The sequence below is a fragment of the Streptomyces sp. NBC_00986 genome (genome assembly GCF_045162565.1).
GTDB lineage: Bacteria > Actinomycetota > Actinomycetes > Streptomycetales > Streptomycetaceae > Streptomyces.
This window is the reverse complement of record NZ_CP108733.1, coordinates 4776940-4794100: the sequence shown is the minus strand read 5'-3', so window position 1 is coordinate 4794100 and position 17161 is coordinate 4776940. Positions and strand designations below refer to the sequence as shown.

Sequence of the window (17161 nt, the reverse complement as noted above, 5' to 3'; positions counted from 1 at the left end):
GTTCATGAACTCCCGTCAGCGCCGCGGCGTGATACTCCTGCTCCTGTCGGTGATCTGCGCCCTCGGCGCGTTCGCCGGCGTCCTCTCCGTCATCCGTGACGTGAAGTCCAAGGTCGGCCCCGAGGTCACGGCGTACCAGGTCAAGGACAACGTGGCGCCCTACACGGCCCTGACCGCCGCGCAGTTCAAGAAGATCGAGATGCCCAAGCGGTGGCTGTCGGACAACGCCGTGACCGATCTGCGGCAGATCGCGGGCAAGATCGCCGTGACCACGCTGCGCCAGGGCTCCCTGCTGCAGACCGACATGATCGTGGACCAGCCCGCCCTGCAGCCGGGGCAGCAGGAGGTCGCCATCATGATCGACGCGGCGACCGGCGTCGCCGGCAAGATCACACCGGGCTCGACGGTCAACGTGTACGCCACCTTCGCGGGCGCGAAAGAGGGCGACCCCGACCAGTCCAAGATCATCGTGACGAACGCGAAGGTCATCGACGTCGGCCACATCACCGCCCTCGACCCCGGCAGCAACAGCGACAAGAACCAGCAGACGTCCACCGACGGCGTGCCGATCACCTTCGCGCTCTCCACGCTCGACGCCCAACGGATCACCTACGCCGAGTCGTTCGCCGAGCGGGTGCGGCTCGCGCTGGTGGCACCCGGCACCGATACGACCGTCCCCGACAAGGACCGGACGTACGAACTCGCGAAGGACAAGTGAGAGGCCCGCATGCCCACCAGGATTCTTCCGGCGGTCGGAGACGCGGACGCCATCCGCGCCATCACGACCCTGCTCAGCCAGCTCCCGGACGCCGACCCGGTGGCCCCGGTGGCCGACTCGACGCAGCTCATCGACACCCTGGCCCGGCTCGCCGCCGAGTCCGTCGACGAGCTGCCCGAGGTCGTGGTGGTGCATGAACGCATCGGTCCCGTACCGGCGTTGGAGCTGGTCCGCGAGGTAGCGCTGCGCTTCCCCGCGGTCGGTGTCATCCTCGTCACCACCGACGCCAGCCCCGGCCTCTTCCAGGCCGCCATGGACTCCGGTGCCCGCGGCCTCATCGCCCTCCCGCTGAGCTACGAGGAGTTGGCCAACCGCGTCCAGGCCGTCGCCGCCTGGTCCGTGGGCGTACGGCGTCATCTGGGCCACGGCGGCGACGTGTTCACCGGTGTCGGCGGGACCGTCGTCACGGTCAGCGGCGCCAAGGGCGGGGTCGGCGCCACCCTCGCCGCGATCCAACTCGCCCTCGCCGCCCAGGCGTCGGGCCGTACCGTCGCCCTCGTCGACATGGACCTCCAGACCGGCGACATCGCCTCCTACCTGGACGTCCAGTTCCGCCGCTCGGTCGTCGACCTCGCCGCGATCACCGACATCTCGCCGCGCGTCCTGGCCGACGCCGTGTTCCGGCACGACACGGGGATCGCGCTGCTGCTCGCCCCCGGCGAGGGCGAACGCGGCGAGGAGGTCACCGACCGGGCCGCCCGCCAGATCGTCAGCGCCCTGCGCTCCCGCTACGAGGTCGTCGTCATCGACTGCGGGGCCCAGATGAGCGGCGCGAGCGCGGCCGCCGTCGAAATGGCCGACACGGCAGTGCTGTTCACCACCCCGGACGTGGTCGCCGTACGCGCCGCGAAGCGCACCGTACGGATGTGGGACCGGCTGCAGATCCGCAAGGCCGAGGAGACGACCATCGTCGTCAACCGCTACACGCGCGGCACCGAGATCCAGCCGGCGCTCATCCAGCGCATCACCGGCACGACGGTCGCCGCCACCGCGATCCCCGCCAACTTCAAGGAACTCCAGGGCGCGGTGGACGCGGGCCGGCTGCACGAACTCGACAACAAGAGCGTGGTGAAACAGGCCCTTTGGGGTCTCGCGGGCGAACTGGGACTGGTCAAGGTCCCCGAAGTCGCCCAGAAGAGCGGGCGGTCGCGGGGCGGCGGGGATCGCGGCTCGGTGAGCTTCCGGCGCCGGAGAGAGTGAGGGGGATGCGTATGTCTTCGATGCCTGCCGTGCTTTCGGCGGCTTCGCGTGAGCGGGACAGGGGCCGGGACCGGGGCCAGACCACCATCGAGTTCCTCGGCATGACCCCGCTGATCATTCTGACGCTGGTGCTGATGTGGCAGTTCGTGCTGGTGGGGTACACCTTCACGCTCGCGGGGAATGCTGCGGACGAGGCGGTGCGCGCGGGGACGGCCGCCGCCCCGGGGGACCGGGAGGCCGCCTGCGAACAGGCGGGCCTCGACAAGCTGGACGGCGCGTGGAAGGGGGACGCCACGGTGACCTGCGGAGGCACGGGTTTCGTCACCGCCGACGTCACCCTCAAGGTGCCCGTCCTCTTCCCGGGCGCGATCGGGTTCCCCTTTGAGGTGCACGGCCACGCGGGCGCCGTAGAGGAGGCGAAGGACTGACATGTTCCACGGCCTCCGAGCGCGCGACCGCGGTCAAGTCGCCATCGAATACCTCGGGTTCATCCCGGTCCTGATCCTCGTCACGCTGGCGGCGGTGCAGCTCGGGCTGGTCGCGTACACCGCGGAGCAGGCGGGGACGGCGGCCCGGGCGGGGGCGCGCAGTGCCTCGCTGCGGCAGGGGGCCCAGCCGGCGTGCAGCGAGGCCGTCAGCGACTGGCTCTCGGTCAGCTGCCCGGAATCGTTCGGCGGCGACACGGTCTCGGTCACCGCCACCATCCACATCCCCTCGGTCATCCCCGGTTACGACGGCTTCGGGAACGCCAGCAAGACCGCCACCATGCCGCTCGACCACTGAACGCGGAGCAAGGAGCACAGCACTCATGGGTCTGCGGGAACGCGTCAACCATCCCGAGGAGAACGGCCATCGGGGCGAGGACGGCCACATGGTCGCCTCGTACCGCGCCAAGCTCCTGGAGGAGATCGACCTCGCGGAGATGAGCGCGCTGGCCGCCGCCGAGCGACGGGCCCGGCTTGAGCGGGTGCTCGGGCACATCATCAGCCGTGAGGGACCGGTCCTCTCGACCGTCGAGCGCTCGCAGTTGATCCGCCGGGTCGTCGACGAGGCACTCGGCCTCGGCATACTCGAACCGCTCCTCGAGGACGCGTCGATCACCGAGATCATGGTGAACGGCCCGGACGCGATCTTCGTCGAACGGGGCGGCCGCGTCGAGCAGTTGCCGCTCCGCTTCCCCTCGCACGACCAGCTGATGCAGACCATCGAGCGGATCGTGTCGACGGTCAACCGCCGCGTGGACGAGTCGAATCCGATGGTCGACGCGCGACTGCCGTCCGGCGAGCGCGTCAACGTGATCATCCCGCCGCTGTCGTTGACCGGCGCCACGCTCACCATCCGCCGCTTCCCGCGCTCCTTCACGCTCCAGGAGATGGTCGGCTTCGGCTCGCTGGACGAGCACATGCTGTATCTCCTGGCGGGCCTGGTGCACGCGAAGTTCAACATCATCGTGTCGGGCGCCACCGGCACCGGGAAGACGACCCTCCTCAACGCGCTCTCCGGCCTCATCCCGGAGACCGAGCGCATCATCACCATCGAGGACTCCGCCGAACTCCAGCTCCAGCAGTCGCACGTGATCCGCCTGGAGGCCCGCCCGCCGAACGTCGAGGGCAAGGGCCAGGTCACGATCCGCGACCTCGTCCGCAACTCCCTCCGTATGCGCCCCGACCGGATCGTCGTAGGAGAGGTCCGCGGCGGCGAGTCCCTCGACATGCTCCAGGCGATGTCCACGGGCCACGACGGCTCCCTGGCCACCGTCCACGCCAACAGCGCCGAGGACGCGCTGATGCGCCTGAAGACGCTGGCGTCCATGTCCGAGGTGGAGATCCCCTTCGAGGCGCTGCACGACCAGATCAACAGCGCCATCGACGTCATCATCCAGCTCACCCGCTTCGCCGACGGCGCCCGCCGCATCACCGAGATCGCCCTCCTCGACAGCCACGGCAGCGAGCCGTACCGGCTGGCGACGGTGGCCCGCTTCAGCCCGCAGCCCATCTCCGCCGACGGCCGGGTCTACGGCACCTTCGAGTACTTCCCGCTCTCCCGCCGCACCGCCGACCGGCTCTACATGGCGAGCCAGCCCCTGCCGCAGGCCTTCGGCGTCGCCCACACCACGGAACAGCTCGCCCTCAGAGAAGCCAGTAGGTAGGGACCGACCCCATGGATCTCCAGACGATCGTCACGCTCACCACCGGCGTCACCCTGCTGACCTGTGTCCTGGGCGTCGCCGGCGTGCACGCCTACGCCACGGGCAAGGCGCAGCGCGCGGCCCTGGTCGACCGGCTGTCGTCGACCGGCCAGATCCAGGTGGGCCGCGTCCGCCGCTTCCGCGACCTGGACCGCAGACTGCGCCGTACGAGGCTCGGCAGGCAGCTCGAACTCCGCCTCGCGGCAACGGGGTTGGACATGACGCCGGGCGAGTTCTTCGTCTACATGCTGGCCACGGTGGCGGCCCTCTGGCTGATCGGACAGGCCTCGCTCGCCCCCTTCTTCGGGCCGATAGCAGGCCTGTTGGGCATCGGGGTGGCGATCCAGTTCCTCAACTGGCAGCGCCAGAAGCGCATCGAGAAGTTCATCAACCAACTCCCCGAACTGGCCCGCATCATGGCCAACGCCACCCACGCCGGCCTCGCGCTGCGCACCGCGATCAGCATGGCGGCGGAGGAGCTGGAGGCACCGGCCGGTGAGGAACTCGCCAAGGTGGCCAACCAGTTGGCGGTGGGCGCCTCGATGGACGACGCGCTGAGCGAGCTCGCGGACCGCCTCCCGTCCCGCGAACTAGTCGTCCTGGTAACGACGTTGGTGCTCTCCAACCGGGCCGGCGGCCAGGTGGTCAGCGCCCTGCGCAACCTCACGGAGACCCTGGAGGAACGCAAGGAGACCCGCCGCGAGGTCCGCACCCAGCTCTCCCAGGTCAACATGACGTCGTACGCCGTTCCGGTGATGGGCGTGGGCGCCCTCTTCCTGATGAACGGCGTCAAACCCGGCGCCCTGGACCGGATGACGGGCTCCCCGATCGGCCAGGCCTGCGTGATCATCGCCTTCGGGCTGTACGCGGTCGGCTTCATCCTCATCCGCCGCCTGTCCCGCATCGACGTCTGAGGGGAGGAGAGCAGACATGACGGCACTCGTCCTCGCCCTGGTCATGGGCCTCAGCGTGTGGGGCGCCTTCGCGGGCATCCGCATGTACCGCGCCGACGCGAAACTCCCCACCGACCTCGTCCTCGCCCTGGAGGTCGGCTCGACCCGCACCGGCGCGGTCGACTCCCTCATCGACCGCATGGGCATGCGCTACGCCCCGATGGTCCTGCGCCTGATGGGCCCGAAGCTGGTCGCCAAGTACCGCCGCAAGATAGACCTCGCGGGCAACCCCGGCGGCCTGACCATCGACCGCTACGCGGCCCGCCGGGCGGTCTACGGCTTCCTCGGCGGCTTCGGCGGCCTGCTGATGCTGCTGGAGGGGCACTACATAGTCGCCGTCATCCTGTTCGCCTTCGGCGCGTTCTGGACGGAGGTCGGCATCTGGTCGGCGATCCGCATCCGCAAGGACGTCATCGAACGGACCCTGCCGGACTTCCTGGACGTGCTCGCGGTGGTGGTGAGCGCGGGCCTGGGCTTCCGCCAGGCGCTCGACCGGGTGGCGTCGAAGTACGAGGGCCCGTGGGCGGACGAACTCCGCATCACGCTGAGGCAGATGGACCTCGGCATGAGCCGCCGCGCCGCCTTCACGGAACTCCGGCGACGCAACGACAGCGAGCAAGTCGCCATGTTCGTCACGGCGTTGCAGCAGGGGGAGGAGCTGGGCGCCCCGATCGTCGACACGTTGGTCTCGCTGGCCAAGGACATGCGCCGCACGGACGCGCAGAACGCCCGTCGTAAGGCGGCCCGCGCGGTCCCCAAGGCCACCATGATGATCACCACGTTCATGGTCCCGGCCACGATGCTGCTCCTCGGCGCGGGCCTTCTCCTGGGCTCCGGCACGGACTTCAGCACGATCACCGGCAAGTAGGAACGGACGGGGGCGACTTGAACGATGGCGACGACGGACGAACGTGACCGTACGGGACTGCTGCGACGCCGCCCCAAGCCACCGGAGATCACGACACCGCCGGCCGGGACGGTGCTGCCGGACCACGTGCGGTCGGGGGCGACGGACATACCGGTCACGTCGGTCACCCCGGCGCTGCCCGAGGGCTGGGTACCGGCGGGGGGCTGGCTTCCGGGGGTACCGAGGCCACCGGCACAGCCGGGGGTGGAACGGCTGGCCGCCGACGGTGAGGGCGCCCCACAGGGGCCACCCGCACCTGACGACGAAGGCGAAACGGGTGGTGCGGGTGGGAGTCAAATCCCGGCCGAAGGCCGGGAAGTCGCCCTCCCCATCCAGATCAGCGCACTCCAAGCAATGTGCAGGCAGGTCTTCGGCTTCCGCCTGGCGATGATCGCCCTGGCAGCTCCCTCCGCCCTCGTGAACGCCAACCCCGGCGTAGCCACTCGCCTCGTGGGCGCAGCCGTAGTAGTCACGTTCATGGCGTCCTACGTCCTGTTCCGCGACTGGGAACGCTTCGGCCCCCTACTCCTACGCCACCCCTCCCTCCTGGCCGTGGACACCCTCTTCGGCTCCCTGCTCCTGATCTCGGCAGGGCCAACCAGCACGCTCGCCTACGTCAGCGTCTGCACCCCCCTCCTCGCCGGCATCGTCTACGGCTGGCGGGGCGCCGGCTGCTTCGCCGGCCTCCAGGCGGTGATCCTGGTGCTCGCGCAGACCGCCGCGGCGGACGCCCACAGGGCCGTGGCGCAGGCCTTCCTGCTCCCCGGCCTGTGCGTGATCGCCGGCGCGATGGGAGTGACCCTGCGCAACCTGATGCTCCGCTTCGGCGAAGCGACGACCGCGTTGACGACGGTCCAGGCGCGTCTCGCCGTAACGGAGGCGGTAGGAGCCGAACGAGCGCGCTTGGCAAGGGAGTTGCACGACTCGGTGGCGAAGACCCTGCACGGTGTCGCCCTCGCGGCGGACGGCCTGGCGGGCTCGGCGGGCGCGGACCACATGAACCCGACCCTGATCCGGCAGCAGGCGGAGCTGGTGGCCCGCTCGGCCCGCAGGGCGGCCGCGGAATCCCGCGAACTCCTGGCGGACCTGCGGCGGGAGTCCAACCCGGAGGAGGGCACGGACGTACTCGTGGAACTGGCCGCCCGCACAAGGGACTTCAGCGCCAGGACCGGCCTGCCCACGACCTACCGCCCGACCGGCGACCACGGCGTACCGCCGGTCCCGCCCGCCGTGGCACGCCAACTCCTCACCATCGCGACGGAGGCGATGGAGAACGCCCACCGCCACGCGACCCCCACCAAGGTCGACGTGGAGGCCGGGGTCCACGACAGCCTCCTGCGCATCAGCGTCTACGACGACGGCCGCGGCCTCCCCGCGGGCACGACCCTTGAACAGCTGCGCAGGGCAGGCCACTTCGGCCTGGTCGGCATGGTCGAACGGGCCGCGTCGGTCGGAGCCCGCATCCGCATCGGCCGAGGCGGCCACGACACGGGCACGGAGGTCCGCCTGGAACTCCCATTGGGAGCCCTGACGACCTGACGACGTAAACCCATCCCCCCACCCGTACAGACGACTTGAGAGACCCGAGAGGAGGCAGCCATGCCGGACCAGACGACGCCCCACCCCGGCGCTCCCCAGCCGCCGCCGAACCCGTTCGCCAACTTCCCGCAACCGGCCCCGACTTCAGCTCTCCGGGTCGTCGTGGCCGACGACAACCCGGTGGTCCGGGCGGGCCTGACGGCCCTGTTGTCGGGCCGCGCGGACATCACGGTCGTAGCGGAGGCGGCGGACGGCCGGGAGGCGTACGAGGCGGCCCACTTCCACCGCCCCGACGTGGTCCTGCTGGACGTCCGGATGCCGGGCGTGGACGGCCTCTCGGCGCTGCCGTACCTGGTGCGGATCGCGCCGGTCGTGATGCTCACGTACAGCAGGGAGTCGGAGATCGTCCAGGAGGCGCTGCGGCGCGGGGCGGGCGGTTATCTGGTCCACGGCGAGTTCACGGCGGACGAACTGGTCGCCGCCGTAAGGGACATCAGGCAGGGCAGGGCCCATTTCACGCCATCGGCGGCGGGGGCGTTGCTGGCGCAGCTGCGACAGGAGCGGACAGGCCCCTCCCTGCCCGAGGGGCTGGGCTCATACGACTCTCAACTAGGTGCTGCTGCAAATGGAATAATGCCTTCGGTGCCCCATCTCCAGCCGAATTCGCCACATGGCCTTTCGCAATTGCAACCATCTGTGAGACAGTCATCCTCGGACAGGTCACGGTTCCAACTGAGCGCGAGGGAGGCGGAGATCATGGACCACATCGCGTCCGGCATGACCAACCAGCAGATCGCCGCCACCTGCTTCATCTCCGAGAAGACCGTCAAGAACCACATCAACCGCATCTTCGCCAAGCTCCACAGCACGAGTCGTTCCGAGGCCGCGGCCAAGTGGCTTGGTACGGCGCCGGGTTCGGCCCGAGGGCTGGGGTGAGCCGTGATGTCGCGACGGGGGACCCGACTGAACTCCATTTGGGCCCGATTTTGGGCCCAGGGGCCCTCTGGCGTACCCGTAGTTCGGGCATACCGTTCTCATGTCGAAAGCGGCACCGGCGACGAGGAAGCCGGTAACGCGTCACTCGGAGGGGAACACCATGAGCGACCTGATGCTGAAGACCGCCGTTGCGACCAAGGCGCGCGTGAACGGCTGGAAGAACACGACCGTCGAGGCCCTTCAGCGCCGTGCCGGCGACAAGGGGCAGACCGCGGTGGAGTACCTGGGCATCATCGCGGTGGTGGTGGCGATCGTGCTGGCGATCACGGGTACGTCCATCGGGCAGTCGATCCTCGACGCGATCAACAACAAGATCTCCGAGGTGACCGGCGGCTGATGCGGCCGCGTAGGTACAGCGACGCAGGGCAGGCCTTCCCCATCTACATCACGGTGGTGGCGGGTCTGCTCTTCCTCGCGTTCGCCTACGTCGCGGTCGGCCAGGCCGCGGTGAACCGGAGTGGCGCCCAGACGGCCGCCGACGCGGCGGCGCTCGCGGCGGCCCAGGACACCCGGGACCAACTTGCAGGCGTGTGGAAGCTGGACGTACTCGACCCGACCAAGTGGCAGGACATCTTCGACGGCATCGCGGAGGGGCTCACCCCCTCGTGCGGGCGTGCCGACGAACTCGCGGGGCAGAACGACGCCGGTGTGGACAGCTGCACACAGACAGGCCCCCTGAGCTTCACGGTCGCGGTCAAGACCGACAAGCCGGTCGGAGATTCGATCGTCCCCGGCACGGAGGACAAGTACTCGACAGCTCACGCCACCGCCGAGATCGAGCCGCTCTGCACGTTCCAACTCCCCGGCGAGGACGCCGGGGACAACGTGCTGCCGAAGCTCACCTGCAAGGACGGCAAGGACTGGGATCTGGACCCGCTCCATGTCACCGATCTGGATCTACCGGGACCCGAGGACCTCTTCGACGTCCACCTGGCCGACTGACAAGCGAACGACGAGTGATGAGGGAAGCAGAGTCATGAGCATTCGGTTCACTTCGACGGCCCGCAGGGGGATGGTCGCCATGGCTGTCGCGGCCGGTCTGGCCCTCGGCGTGGCCGGCTGCGGTAGTGGTGGCGACGACAACAAGAAGCCGGACACCCCGGCGTCGGCCTCCAAGAGCAGTGGATCCGATCCGAGCGCTCAGGAGGGCCAGTCGGACGCGCCCTTGGCCGAGGTGAAGGGCTCGAACGGCCTGATCCTGGACATCACTTCGGCCACACGGGACTCCGGCGGCTTCGTCACGGTGAACGGCAGCCTGAGGAACGACGCGGACAAAAGCGTCGTGGTCCCGGCCGCGTTGAGCGGCAACGAGACCGAGGTCATCAGGAACGGTCCGTCGCTCGGCGGCGCCACGCTCGTGGACTCGAAGGGCAAGAAGCGCTACTACGTACTGCGCGACACGGACGGCCGCCCGCTGACGACGACCGGCTTCACGACGATCAAGTCGGGCGACGAGCTGTCCGTCTTCATGCAGTTCCCGGCACCGCCGACGACCACGACCGAGGTCTCCTTCGAGCTGCCGACGTTCGCCGTCGCCACGATCAAGATCTCCGGATGAGGCGGCCGTGACCACCACTCCCCGTCTCGCCCTGGTCGTGACCGCCGCCACGATCATGGTCGCCGCGAACATCGTCGGCGCGGTGGCCGCGCACGCCGACGACACCCCGAGCCCGAGCGTCCCCCCGGGCACCGAGGCCTCGGCCTCCGCCCCGGTGCAGGTCGACCCGAACGACCCGGACCTGAAGCTCCCCGAGGGCGCGACGCTCGCCGCCCCCAAGGTCCTGGACATCAAGTCGGTCGTGGAGGACCAGGGCGGTGAGGAGCGCCGTGAGGACACCAACTCGGACGTGACCTTCGCCCTCCAGGCCGAGGTCCTCTTCAGCAAGGACAGTTCCAAGCTGAGCGCCGAGGCGAAGTCCCGTATCGACGCGATCGCCGAGGAGATCAAGAAGCAGAACGCGTCGACGGTCCGCGTCTTCGGCTTCACCGACAACCTCGGCTCGTCCGCGCACGGCGACATCCTGTCCAAGCAGCGCGCCGACGCCGTGCAGGCGGTCCTGGACTCGGACCTGAACAACCCGAACATCACCTTCGAGGTCCGCGGCTACGGCGAGCAGTACCCGATCGCCGACAACTCCACGGAGGCCGGCCGCAAGAAGAACCGCAGGGTCGAGGTGACCTTCCCGCGCACGGAGAGCTGAGGCCCATCCGGCACTTGGGCACCGATTTGGGCCCACGGGCCCATCTCGGGCACCCGCCCCGTCCCTAACCTCTGGAACCTCTGCAAGGTCTTGTCGCGCTGGGAGCGACGTCGGGGGACGGGGGAGACACCATGGCCTCGATCGGAGGAGTGCCGGAAGTGCCGGGCGGGCAAGGTGAGTTGAGCGGGCGTCGGGACATGCCCGTGCCGCTCGCCACCGCGCTGGTGTTGGTGCACGTACTCTTCGCCGTCACTCTCGTCGGCGGGTTCGGGCTGCTGATGACCGCCGGGGCGTACGACGCCCTCGACGGACAGGTGATCGCCCTCGTCGCGTACGCCGCCGCACCCGGTGTCCTCGGCTGGTGGCTCGCCCGGCGGAGCTGGGAGGGCGGGGACCGCGTCCGGCGCGGACTCGTCGCCGTACAGGGCTGGTTGGTCCTCGGCGGGGTCGTCAACCTCGTCTCCGGGTCCGCCCGCGGGGGACTGCAGCTGCTCCTCCCGATCCTGATCCTCTTCTTCCTGTCCCGCCCCGAAAGCCGTCAGTGGTACGGGCTGGCCGAACTGGACCGCGCGGAGCGCCGGCCGTTCTCCCTGTCCCGGCTGATCCGTTGGCGCCGGGACGAGGGGCAGACGGCGGTCGAGTACGCCGGGTTCATCGCCATCGTCGCCGCGATCATCACCGCGCTGCTGGTCAGCGGCCTCGGCACGCAGATCTTCGGCGGCATCCAGTCGGAGGTCTGCAAGGTCACCGGCCTGGCCTGCCCCGCTTCGACGGGCAGCGACACGGACACAACCGCCGGTGACAACAACGCCGACGGCAACGGCGGAACCACAAACGGCGGAACCACAAACGGCGGGACCACAAGCGGCGGGACCACGAACGGCGGAACCAACGGCGGCACCGGCAACGGCTCCACCGACACGAGCACCACCACCGGCACCACCGACGACCAGAAGCCCGCCCCCGCCCCCGCCGACGACAAGAAGGACGACAACAAAGACGACGACGGCTGCTTCTCCGGCATCGGCGCCTTCTTCGGCTGCGCCGGCAACCAGGTCAAGCAAGTAGGCCAAGGCCTCTTCGTCGACGGCGTCTGGGGCGACCTCACCGGCATATACGACATGGTCCGGCACCCGTGGGACACCCTGAAAGGCATCGGCGACTACGGCAAACAGCTCGGCCACGACTGGTCGGAGAACTCCAAGGACGCCGGCAAGAAGTGGTCCGACGGCGACTACGGCGGCGCCCTGTGGGACTGGGCCGGCGCGTCCGTGAAGACCGGCGGCACGGTCCTCTACGACGTGTTCATCGGCGACGACGTGGCCAAGGACTGGAACAACGGCGACAAGACCCGCGCCGTCAGCCACGTCCTCTGGAACGTCGGTTCCCTCTTCATCCCGGGCTACGACGGCGCCAAGGTCGTCGAGAAGCTCGGCGACCTCGGCAAGATCGGCAAGCTGGGGAAGCTCGGCGAACTCGCGGAGAAGGCGGCCAAGGCCGCGGAGGACGCGAAGAAGGCGGCCAAGGCCGGTGACGTCGAGGCCGCCGACAAGGCCGCCAAGGAAGCCGACGACGCCGCCGAGGAAGCGGAGAAGAAGGCCGAGAAGACCGGCTGCACGATCGGCGCGCCCAGCCGCCGTATCCCGTACGACGGCAATGGCCCCGATACGCCCGGCACCCTCACCGGTGCTCCCGGCACGGGCTCCACGGTGCTGGCCGCCGGCGGCTCCCCGTACGTCGTCCTCGCCGAGGACGGTTGCGACGAGGACGCCAAGAAGGAGGCGGAGGACGCCCGCAAGCAGGCGGACGACGCCGACGCGGCCGCCCGCGCCGCCGATCTGCAGCATGCCGCGGACGAGGTGAAGAAGGTCATCGCGGATGCCAGGGACAAGCAGAAGACGCCCAGGAACGAGCGGTTCCAGCTGGACGAGAAGAAGATCGACGACCTCGTGGCCAAGGCCAAGGACAAGCCGGACCTGAGCAAGGGGGAGATCGGGAAGACCGAGTTGACCCAGTCCCTCAAGGACCTCGCGGACACGCTGAAGAACAGCGGCATCGACAGTCAGAGCCGCGGTTCGCTGGGCGGCCCTGTGCTCAGAGCGGGAAACCGCTATCAACTGGCCGAGGCCATGGCCGAGGTCAGGGCGGCGGGGCGAGCGGTGGACGAAGCCGCCGAGGGCACCAAGGTCTACGCCGGGGTCGGGAAGACGGGCCGCAAGACGGTGGATCTGGGAGACGGAACCACCGCTGATGTAAGTGCCATAGACGACGCCGACATTGTGTACAAGGGCAAGGACGGCAACATCCACGTCGTGGAGGTCAAGAACACGGGGCAAGCGGCGACGCAGGCCTCCATGCCCGCCCAGGCCGGGAACCTGGCCAAGTGGCAGAAGGCCGCCCCCGGCCGCAAGGCCCGCTACGAGATCGAGACGCAGGACGGCTGGGACAAGGTGTTCGACGGTTTCCAGAAGGACAAGAAGACCGGAAAGGTCCCGAACGGCACTCCCGCGCAGACTCTCGCCGAGAACGGCCTCGACCTCCGCGTCGCCGGCCAGGACATCTCGTCGCAGCAGCTCAAGGCGATGAACGACGCATGGAGCAAGAAGACTCCGGCCGAGCGGCAGGCGGCACGGGACTCGGGCAAGATGAAGGACCCGAAGACCGCCATGCAGTATCTCGGTGTTTCCTGACGTGGAGCGGACGAGCGGACGATCAGAGGAACGGAGCGGCCGGACAGTGACCGTGCATCACCTGCTGCCCGCGGACATGCGGCGGCTCCCCTCACCGTGGAACGACCTGACCTCGGAACGGGCGTCGGCACTGGAGGAACTGCCGCATACGGAGACGACCGAGCGAGCCGCCCTCGATGCACTCGCGGCCGCGCTCTCGGGCCCGCCGGAGTCACCGGTGCCGCGCGTCTGGAGCGACGAGTCCTGGGAACTCTTCGACCGGATCCGTCACGAGGCCGGGTACCGGCTGGCCCACGTCATGCCGACGGCCGACCGGTTCACCCGCGAGGGCGTCGCCGAGGTACTGCGGGAGTGGGCGGACACAGCGCGACCGCCGGTGCCTGCCTGGTGGCTGGACGATCAACTGGACCTGATCGTCGGGGTGTTGACCGACCAGGCGCTCGCGGGCTGGGCCCATGACGTGCTGCGCTGGCTCCAGCAGGAGCCGTACGACGAAGCAGGTGTCGCGGCGGCAGCCGAGCGCTGCGTCGAGAACGGGCTCGCCTCCCGCGACGCGGTGAACCTGCTGCATGCCCTCGGCACACCCCACGGCGAGCAGGCCCTGCTGCGCCTCGTACGGAACGACAGAGCTGAGGACAGCCGCTCACAGGCGCGGGACGCCCTGGTGTGGCTGCGCCGCCCCGGCTACGAAGCCCGTGCGCAGCGACCGGCGCGGGGAGAGCACCCCCTGCTTCCCCCCGCCGTACGGGAACTCCCCTACAGCTGGGGCGCCGGTTTCCAATGGCCGGTGGAACTGCCCGAGAGCGAGGAGAACATCTCCCGGGCGAGGGCGATCCTGGAGGCCTGCGCTCCGTCCGAGCCCGTGTCCGAACCGGTCCCCGCCCCCTCCTGGCACGGCGACGAGGACGAGGAACCGCCCGCCTGGCTCGAAGTCCGTCAGATCATGCGGGAGTTGATGCCGTACGCCCGCCTGGTCACCGAGGAGCGGATGGCCGACGCGACCCGCGAGTGCGCGCTGCTCAACATCCCCGGCGTACCCAGGGACCCGGACAGCGAGGAGGCCGCGCGCTTCACCCGCCGCTGGGTGACCTGGATCAGCGGCTGGATCGCCGGCGAGGTCTTCACCTGGCTCGGCATGTACGTCGACGACGACACCCTCGTCACCCCGTGGGCGATGGAACTCGCCGAGCGGTACGCCCGGTTCGGGTTCGTCCCCGACCGGGCCGTCGCGATGCTGAACTGGCACGACACCGTATCCCGCAGCCGGGAGGCCCTCACCCGGCTGGCGGTTGAGGGAAGACTGCCGTCGTGACCCCGCCGGCTGTTCCTCGGCCCGGGCGGCGCGGATGACGTTGCTGCTCGCGAACCTCTTCGTCGTGGCGGACCGGAGCCCCGCCCAACTCCGGCACGCCCTGGCCGACTTGCTGGACCTGCCCGACGACGCGGTCGACGTGGCGCACCAGGACGAGGACCAGGAAGGCCGTGACTGGGAGGCCCCGGTGCTCTGCACCTACTGCCCGCTTCCGCCGGGCGACCTGGCGCTCTCCCTCGACATCGGCGTCACCGAATCCGCCGCCGGCGACCTCACGGAGGCGGACCTCGCCCGCGGTGTCGCGGCCAGGGTGGCGAGCTCGGTCCTCCATCCCGCGGAGTCCTACCCGCCGAGCGCGTACTGGGCGGCGGTCCCCGACGGACGCGTGGTCAGGTGCAGCATCGAGCCGATCGAGACGGGGTACGGCGCGGACGCGGCCCTCTACCCGTATCGGGTGTACGGGGTGGCGGAACAGGTGCCGGACCTGCCCCTTCCCCCTACTCCGTCTCCACCGACACGAGACCCCCCGCCTCCACCCCCCACCCCGCCATGACCCCCGCCCCCGCCTCCAGCACATGCCGGGACCGGAACCGCGGCAGTCCCAGCCGCCCCGGCCTCATCGTGTGGACGGCGATGACCTTCAAGTGCCGGTCCAGGTAAGCCACATCGATCGGGAAGCGCATCCGGAACGTGTGCACGCTGCTCGCCGGCGAGAGCAGCATCGCCCCGTCGATCGCGTCCCGGCCGAGCAGCCCCTTCGTACGCGCCCGGTACGAGGTCGCCAGCTCCAGCGGGACGGTGACCGCCCCCGCGGCCCCGTGCACGATCAGCTTCCCGCGCCCGTCACTCCAGCGTCGTCCCATGCCAGGTCACCTTCCTGTGCCACTTCGGAACCGGTGTGAACCGAGTCAACCGACCGTATCCACACGGGAGTAGGCCCCACATGGGCCCACGGACCCATGCCCCGACCGCCGCCCACTCGATATCGTCCCCGCGTGCGCCTGATTCTGATCGTCGTGGGTGCCCTGTGGGGCGCGTGGTCGGGCCTCCTGCTGCCCCGCGCCGCCCACCGCCTCTCCGTGGACCCCGAGGAACCCTGGAAGGGACAGTGCCCCGACGGCCACCCGATCACGGGCCCGTTCGACGGCTGGCTGGGCCGGGCCCGCTGCACCACCGACACCACCAGCGCGCACTGCGGCCCCTACGGCCCCCGCACCCCCGCCGTATCCACCGCGACCGCCCTCGTCTGCGCGGCCCTCGCCGCCGCCACCGGCCCCCGCCCCGAACTCGTCGTCTGGCTGCTCACCGCCCCCGTCGCCGTCCTGCTCGCGCTGGTCGACCTCCGGGTCCACCGCCTCCCCGACGTCCTCACCCTCCCGCTCGCCGCGGCCACCCTCGCCCTCCTCGGCATCGCGGCCGCGCTCCCCGCCGACGCCGGTTCCTGGCCCACCGCCCTCTACGGCGGTCTCGCCCTCGGGGCCACCTATGAGGTCCTGTACCTGATCAACCCCTCCGGCATGGGCTTCGGCGATGTGAAACTCGCCCTCGGCCTCGGCACCGCCCTCGGCTGGTACGGCTGGCCGGTGCTCGTCACGGGCGCCTTCGCGGGGGTGCTGTACGGCGCGGTCTACGGCCTCGGCATGGTCGCCCTGCGCCGGGCCGGCCGTAAGACGGCGATCCCGTTGGGGCCGTTCATGCTCGGGGGGGCGTTCACCGGGTTGGTGCTGGGGGCGTTCGCGGTCGCGTGAGACGGTGGTGGACCCGGCGCCGAGCGGGGCCGGCCACGAACGAGGCGGTGCACCCATGCGGAAGATCAGCCTGATGATGTCCGTGTCCCTCGACGGCTACATGGAGGGCCCCGGCCACGACATCGACTGGCACAGGGTCGACGAGGAACTCCACCAGCACATGAACGACACCCTCAAACACATGGGGGCCTTCGTCGACGGCCGTGTCACCCACGAACTGATGGTGGACTACTGGCCCACCGCCGACGCGGATCCCGAAGCCCCCGCCGTCATCGCCGAGTTCGCCCGCATCTGGCGGGACATGCCGAAGATCGTGTACTCGCGGACCCTGCCCAGCGGCCCCGCCGACTGGAACACGACCGTCGTGCCCGAGGTCGTCCCCGAGGAGGTGCTGGCCCTCAAGGAACAGCCCGGCGGCGACCTGGGCCTCGGCGGCGCCGACCTCGCCGCGACCTTCCTCCGCCTCGGCCTCGTCGACGAGATCAAGGTGTACGTCAACCCGATCCTCCTCGGCCGCGGCACACCGATGTTCCCCGTCTCCGACACCCGCACCCCGCTCCGTCTCACCGAGTCCCGCACCTTCGGCAACGGGGTCGTCCTCCTGCGCTACGAGCGCGCCGACCTCAACTCCAGCCCCTCGTAAAGCTGT

Annotated in this window: 19 protein-coding genes; 18 read left to right on the top strand and 1 reads right to left on the bottom strand. The window is 69.9% G+C overall.

From position 1 onward, the window contains the following. The first annotated feature begins 4 nt into the window (after positions 1–4). The 16 genes from cpaB (at position 5) to OG504_RS20735 (ending at position 15317) form a co-directional block, all read left to right on the top strand. On the top strand, positions 5–718 hold the full coding sequence (gene cpaB, locus OG504_RS20810; protein WP_405991181.1) for a Flp pilus assembly protein CpaB: 714 nt from the start codon (positions 5–7) through the stop codon (positions 716–718). Between the two features lie 9 nt (positions 719–727). Next, entirely contained in the window at positions 728–1978 is a 1251-nt protein-coding gene (locus OG504_RS20805; RefSeq protein WP_405991180.1) for a CpaE family protein, read from the top strand. An 11-nt stretch (positions 1979–1989) separates the two neighbouring features. After that, the gene (locus OG504_RS20800; RefSeq protein ID WP_405991179.1) at positions 1990–2406 is read left to right on the top strand and encodes a TadE/TadG family type IV pilus assembly protein; all 417 of its coding nucleotides are present in this window, start codon (positions 1990–1992) and stop codon (positions 2404–2406) included. A gap of 1 nt (position 2407) precedes the next feature. Further along, positions 2408–2761 (top strand): TadE/TadG family type IV pilus assembly protein, encoded by a 354-nt coding sequence (locus OG504_RS20795; RefSeq protein WP_366431341.1) that lies wholly within the window; start codon positions 2408–2410, stop codon positions 2759–2761. A 25-nt stretch (positions 2762–2786) separates the two neighbouring features. Further along, positions 2787–4127, top strand: a complete 1341-nt coding sequence (locus OG504_RS20790; RefSeq protein ID WP_405991178.1) for a CpaF family protein — start codon at positions 2787–2789, stop codon at positions 4125–4127. A gap of 11 nt (positions 4128–4138) precedes the next feature. Beyond that, complete coding sequence (locus OG504_RS20785; protein ID WP_365305353.1) at positions 4139–5080, top strand: type II secretion system F family protein; 942 nt, start codon at positions 4139–4141, stop codon at positions 5078–5080. Between the two features lie 16 nt (positions 5081–5096). After that, the gene (locus OG504_RS20780) at positions 5097–5987 is read left to right on the top strand and encodes a DUF5936 domain-containing protein (protein WP_405991177.1); all 891 of its coding nucleotides are present in this window, start codon (positions 5097–5099) and stop codon (positions 5985–5987) included. Positions 5988–6011: 24 nt separating this feature from the next. Beyond that, on the top strand, positions 6012–7565 hold the full coding sequence (locus tag OG504_RS20775; protein WP_405991176.1) for a sensor histidine kinase: 1554 nt from the start codon (positions 6012–6014) through the stop codon (positions 7563–7565). Positions 7566–7625: 60 nt separating this feature from the next. Beyond that, the gene (locus OG504_RS20770; RefSeq protein WP_405991175.1) at positions 7626–8501 is read left to right on the top strand and encodes a response regulator; all 876 of its coding nucleotides are present in this window, start codon (positions 7626–7628) and stop codon (positions 8499–8501) included. A 160-nt stretch (positions 8502–8661) separates the two neighbouring features. Further along, the gene (locus tag OG504_RS20765; protein WP_328679542.1) at positions 8662–8898 is read left to right on the top strand and encodes a hypothetical protein; all 237 of its coding nucleotides are present in this window, start codon (positions 8662–8664) and stop codon (positions 8896–8898) included. Beyond that, positions 8898–9503 (top strand): pilus assembly protein TadG-related protein, encoded by a 606-nt coding sequence (locus OG504_RS20760; RefSeq protein WP_405991174.1) that lies wholly within the window; start codon positions 8898–8900, stop codon positions 9501–9503. Before OG504_RS20765 ends, OG504_RS20760 begins: the two co-directional genes overlap by 1 nt. A gap of 34 nt (positions 9504–9537) precedes the next feature. Next, positions 9538–10119 carry a hypothetical protein gene (locus OG504_RS20755; RefSeq protein WP_405991173.1) on the top strand — a complete coding sequence of 194 codons (582 nt, stop codon included), beginning with the start codon at positions 9538–9540 and terminating at the stop codon, positions 10117–10119. A 55-nt stretch (positions 10120–10174) separates the two neighbouring features. Beyond that, entirely contained in the window at positions 10175–10762 is a 588-nt protein-coding gene (locus OG504_RS20750) for an OmpA family protein (protein ID WP_405996384.1), read from the top strand. A 131-nt stretch (positions 10763–10893) separates the two neighbouring features. Then, positions 10894–13452 carry a hypothetical protein gene (locus tag OG504_RS20745; protein ID WP_405991172.1) on the top strand — a complete coding sequence of 853 codons (2559 nt, stop codon included), beginning with the start codon at positions 10894–10896 and terminating at the stop codon, positions 13450–13452. A 46-nt stretch (positions 13453–13498) separates the two neighbouring features. Beyond that, entirely contained in the window at positions 13499–14764 is a 1266-nt protein-coding gene (locus OG504_RS20740; protein WP_405991171.1) for a hypothetical protein, read from the top strand. A 34-nt stretch (positions 14765–14798) separates the two neighbouring features. Continuing rightward, complete coding sequence (locus OG504_RS20735; protein ID WP_405991170.1) at positions 14799–15317, top strand: hypothetical protein; 519 nt, start codon at positions 14799–14801, stop codon at positions 15315–15317. On the opposite strand, the gene OG504_RS20730 is transcribed toward OG504_RS20735, so the two are convergent. Further along, positions 15262–15627, bottom strand: a complete 366-nt coding sequence (locus OG504_RS20730) for a DUF192 domain-containing protein (protein WP_405991169.1) — start codon at positions 15625–15627, stop codon at positions 15262–15264. The two genes, OG504_RS20735 and OG504_RS20730, sit on opposite strands and share 56 nt — an antisense overlap. Before the next feature lie 132 nt (positions 15628–15759). On the opposite strand from OG504_RS20730, the gene OG504_RS20725 reads away from it, so the two are divergent. Both OG504_RS20725 and OG504_RS20720 read left to right on the top strand, forming a co-directional pair. Next, positions 15760–16512 carry a prepilin peptidase gene (locus OG504_RS20725; RefSeq protein ID WP_405991168.1) on the top strand — a complete coding sequence of 251 codons (753 nt, stop codon included), beginning with the start codon at positions 15760–15762 and terminating at the stop codon, positions 16510–16512. A gap of 55 nt (positions 16513–16567) precedes the next feature. Further along, positions 16568–17155: a dihydrofolate reductase family protein gene (locus tag OG504_RS20720; protein ID WP_405991167.1), complete on the top strand. Its 588-nt coding sequence runs from the start codon at positions 16568–16570 to the stop codon at positions 17153–17155. The last annotated feature ends 6 nt before the right edge of the window (positions 17156–17161 follow it).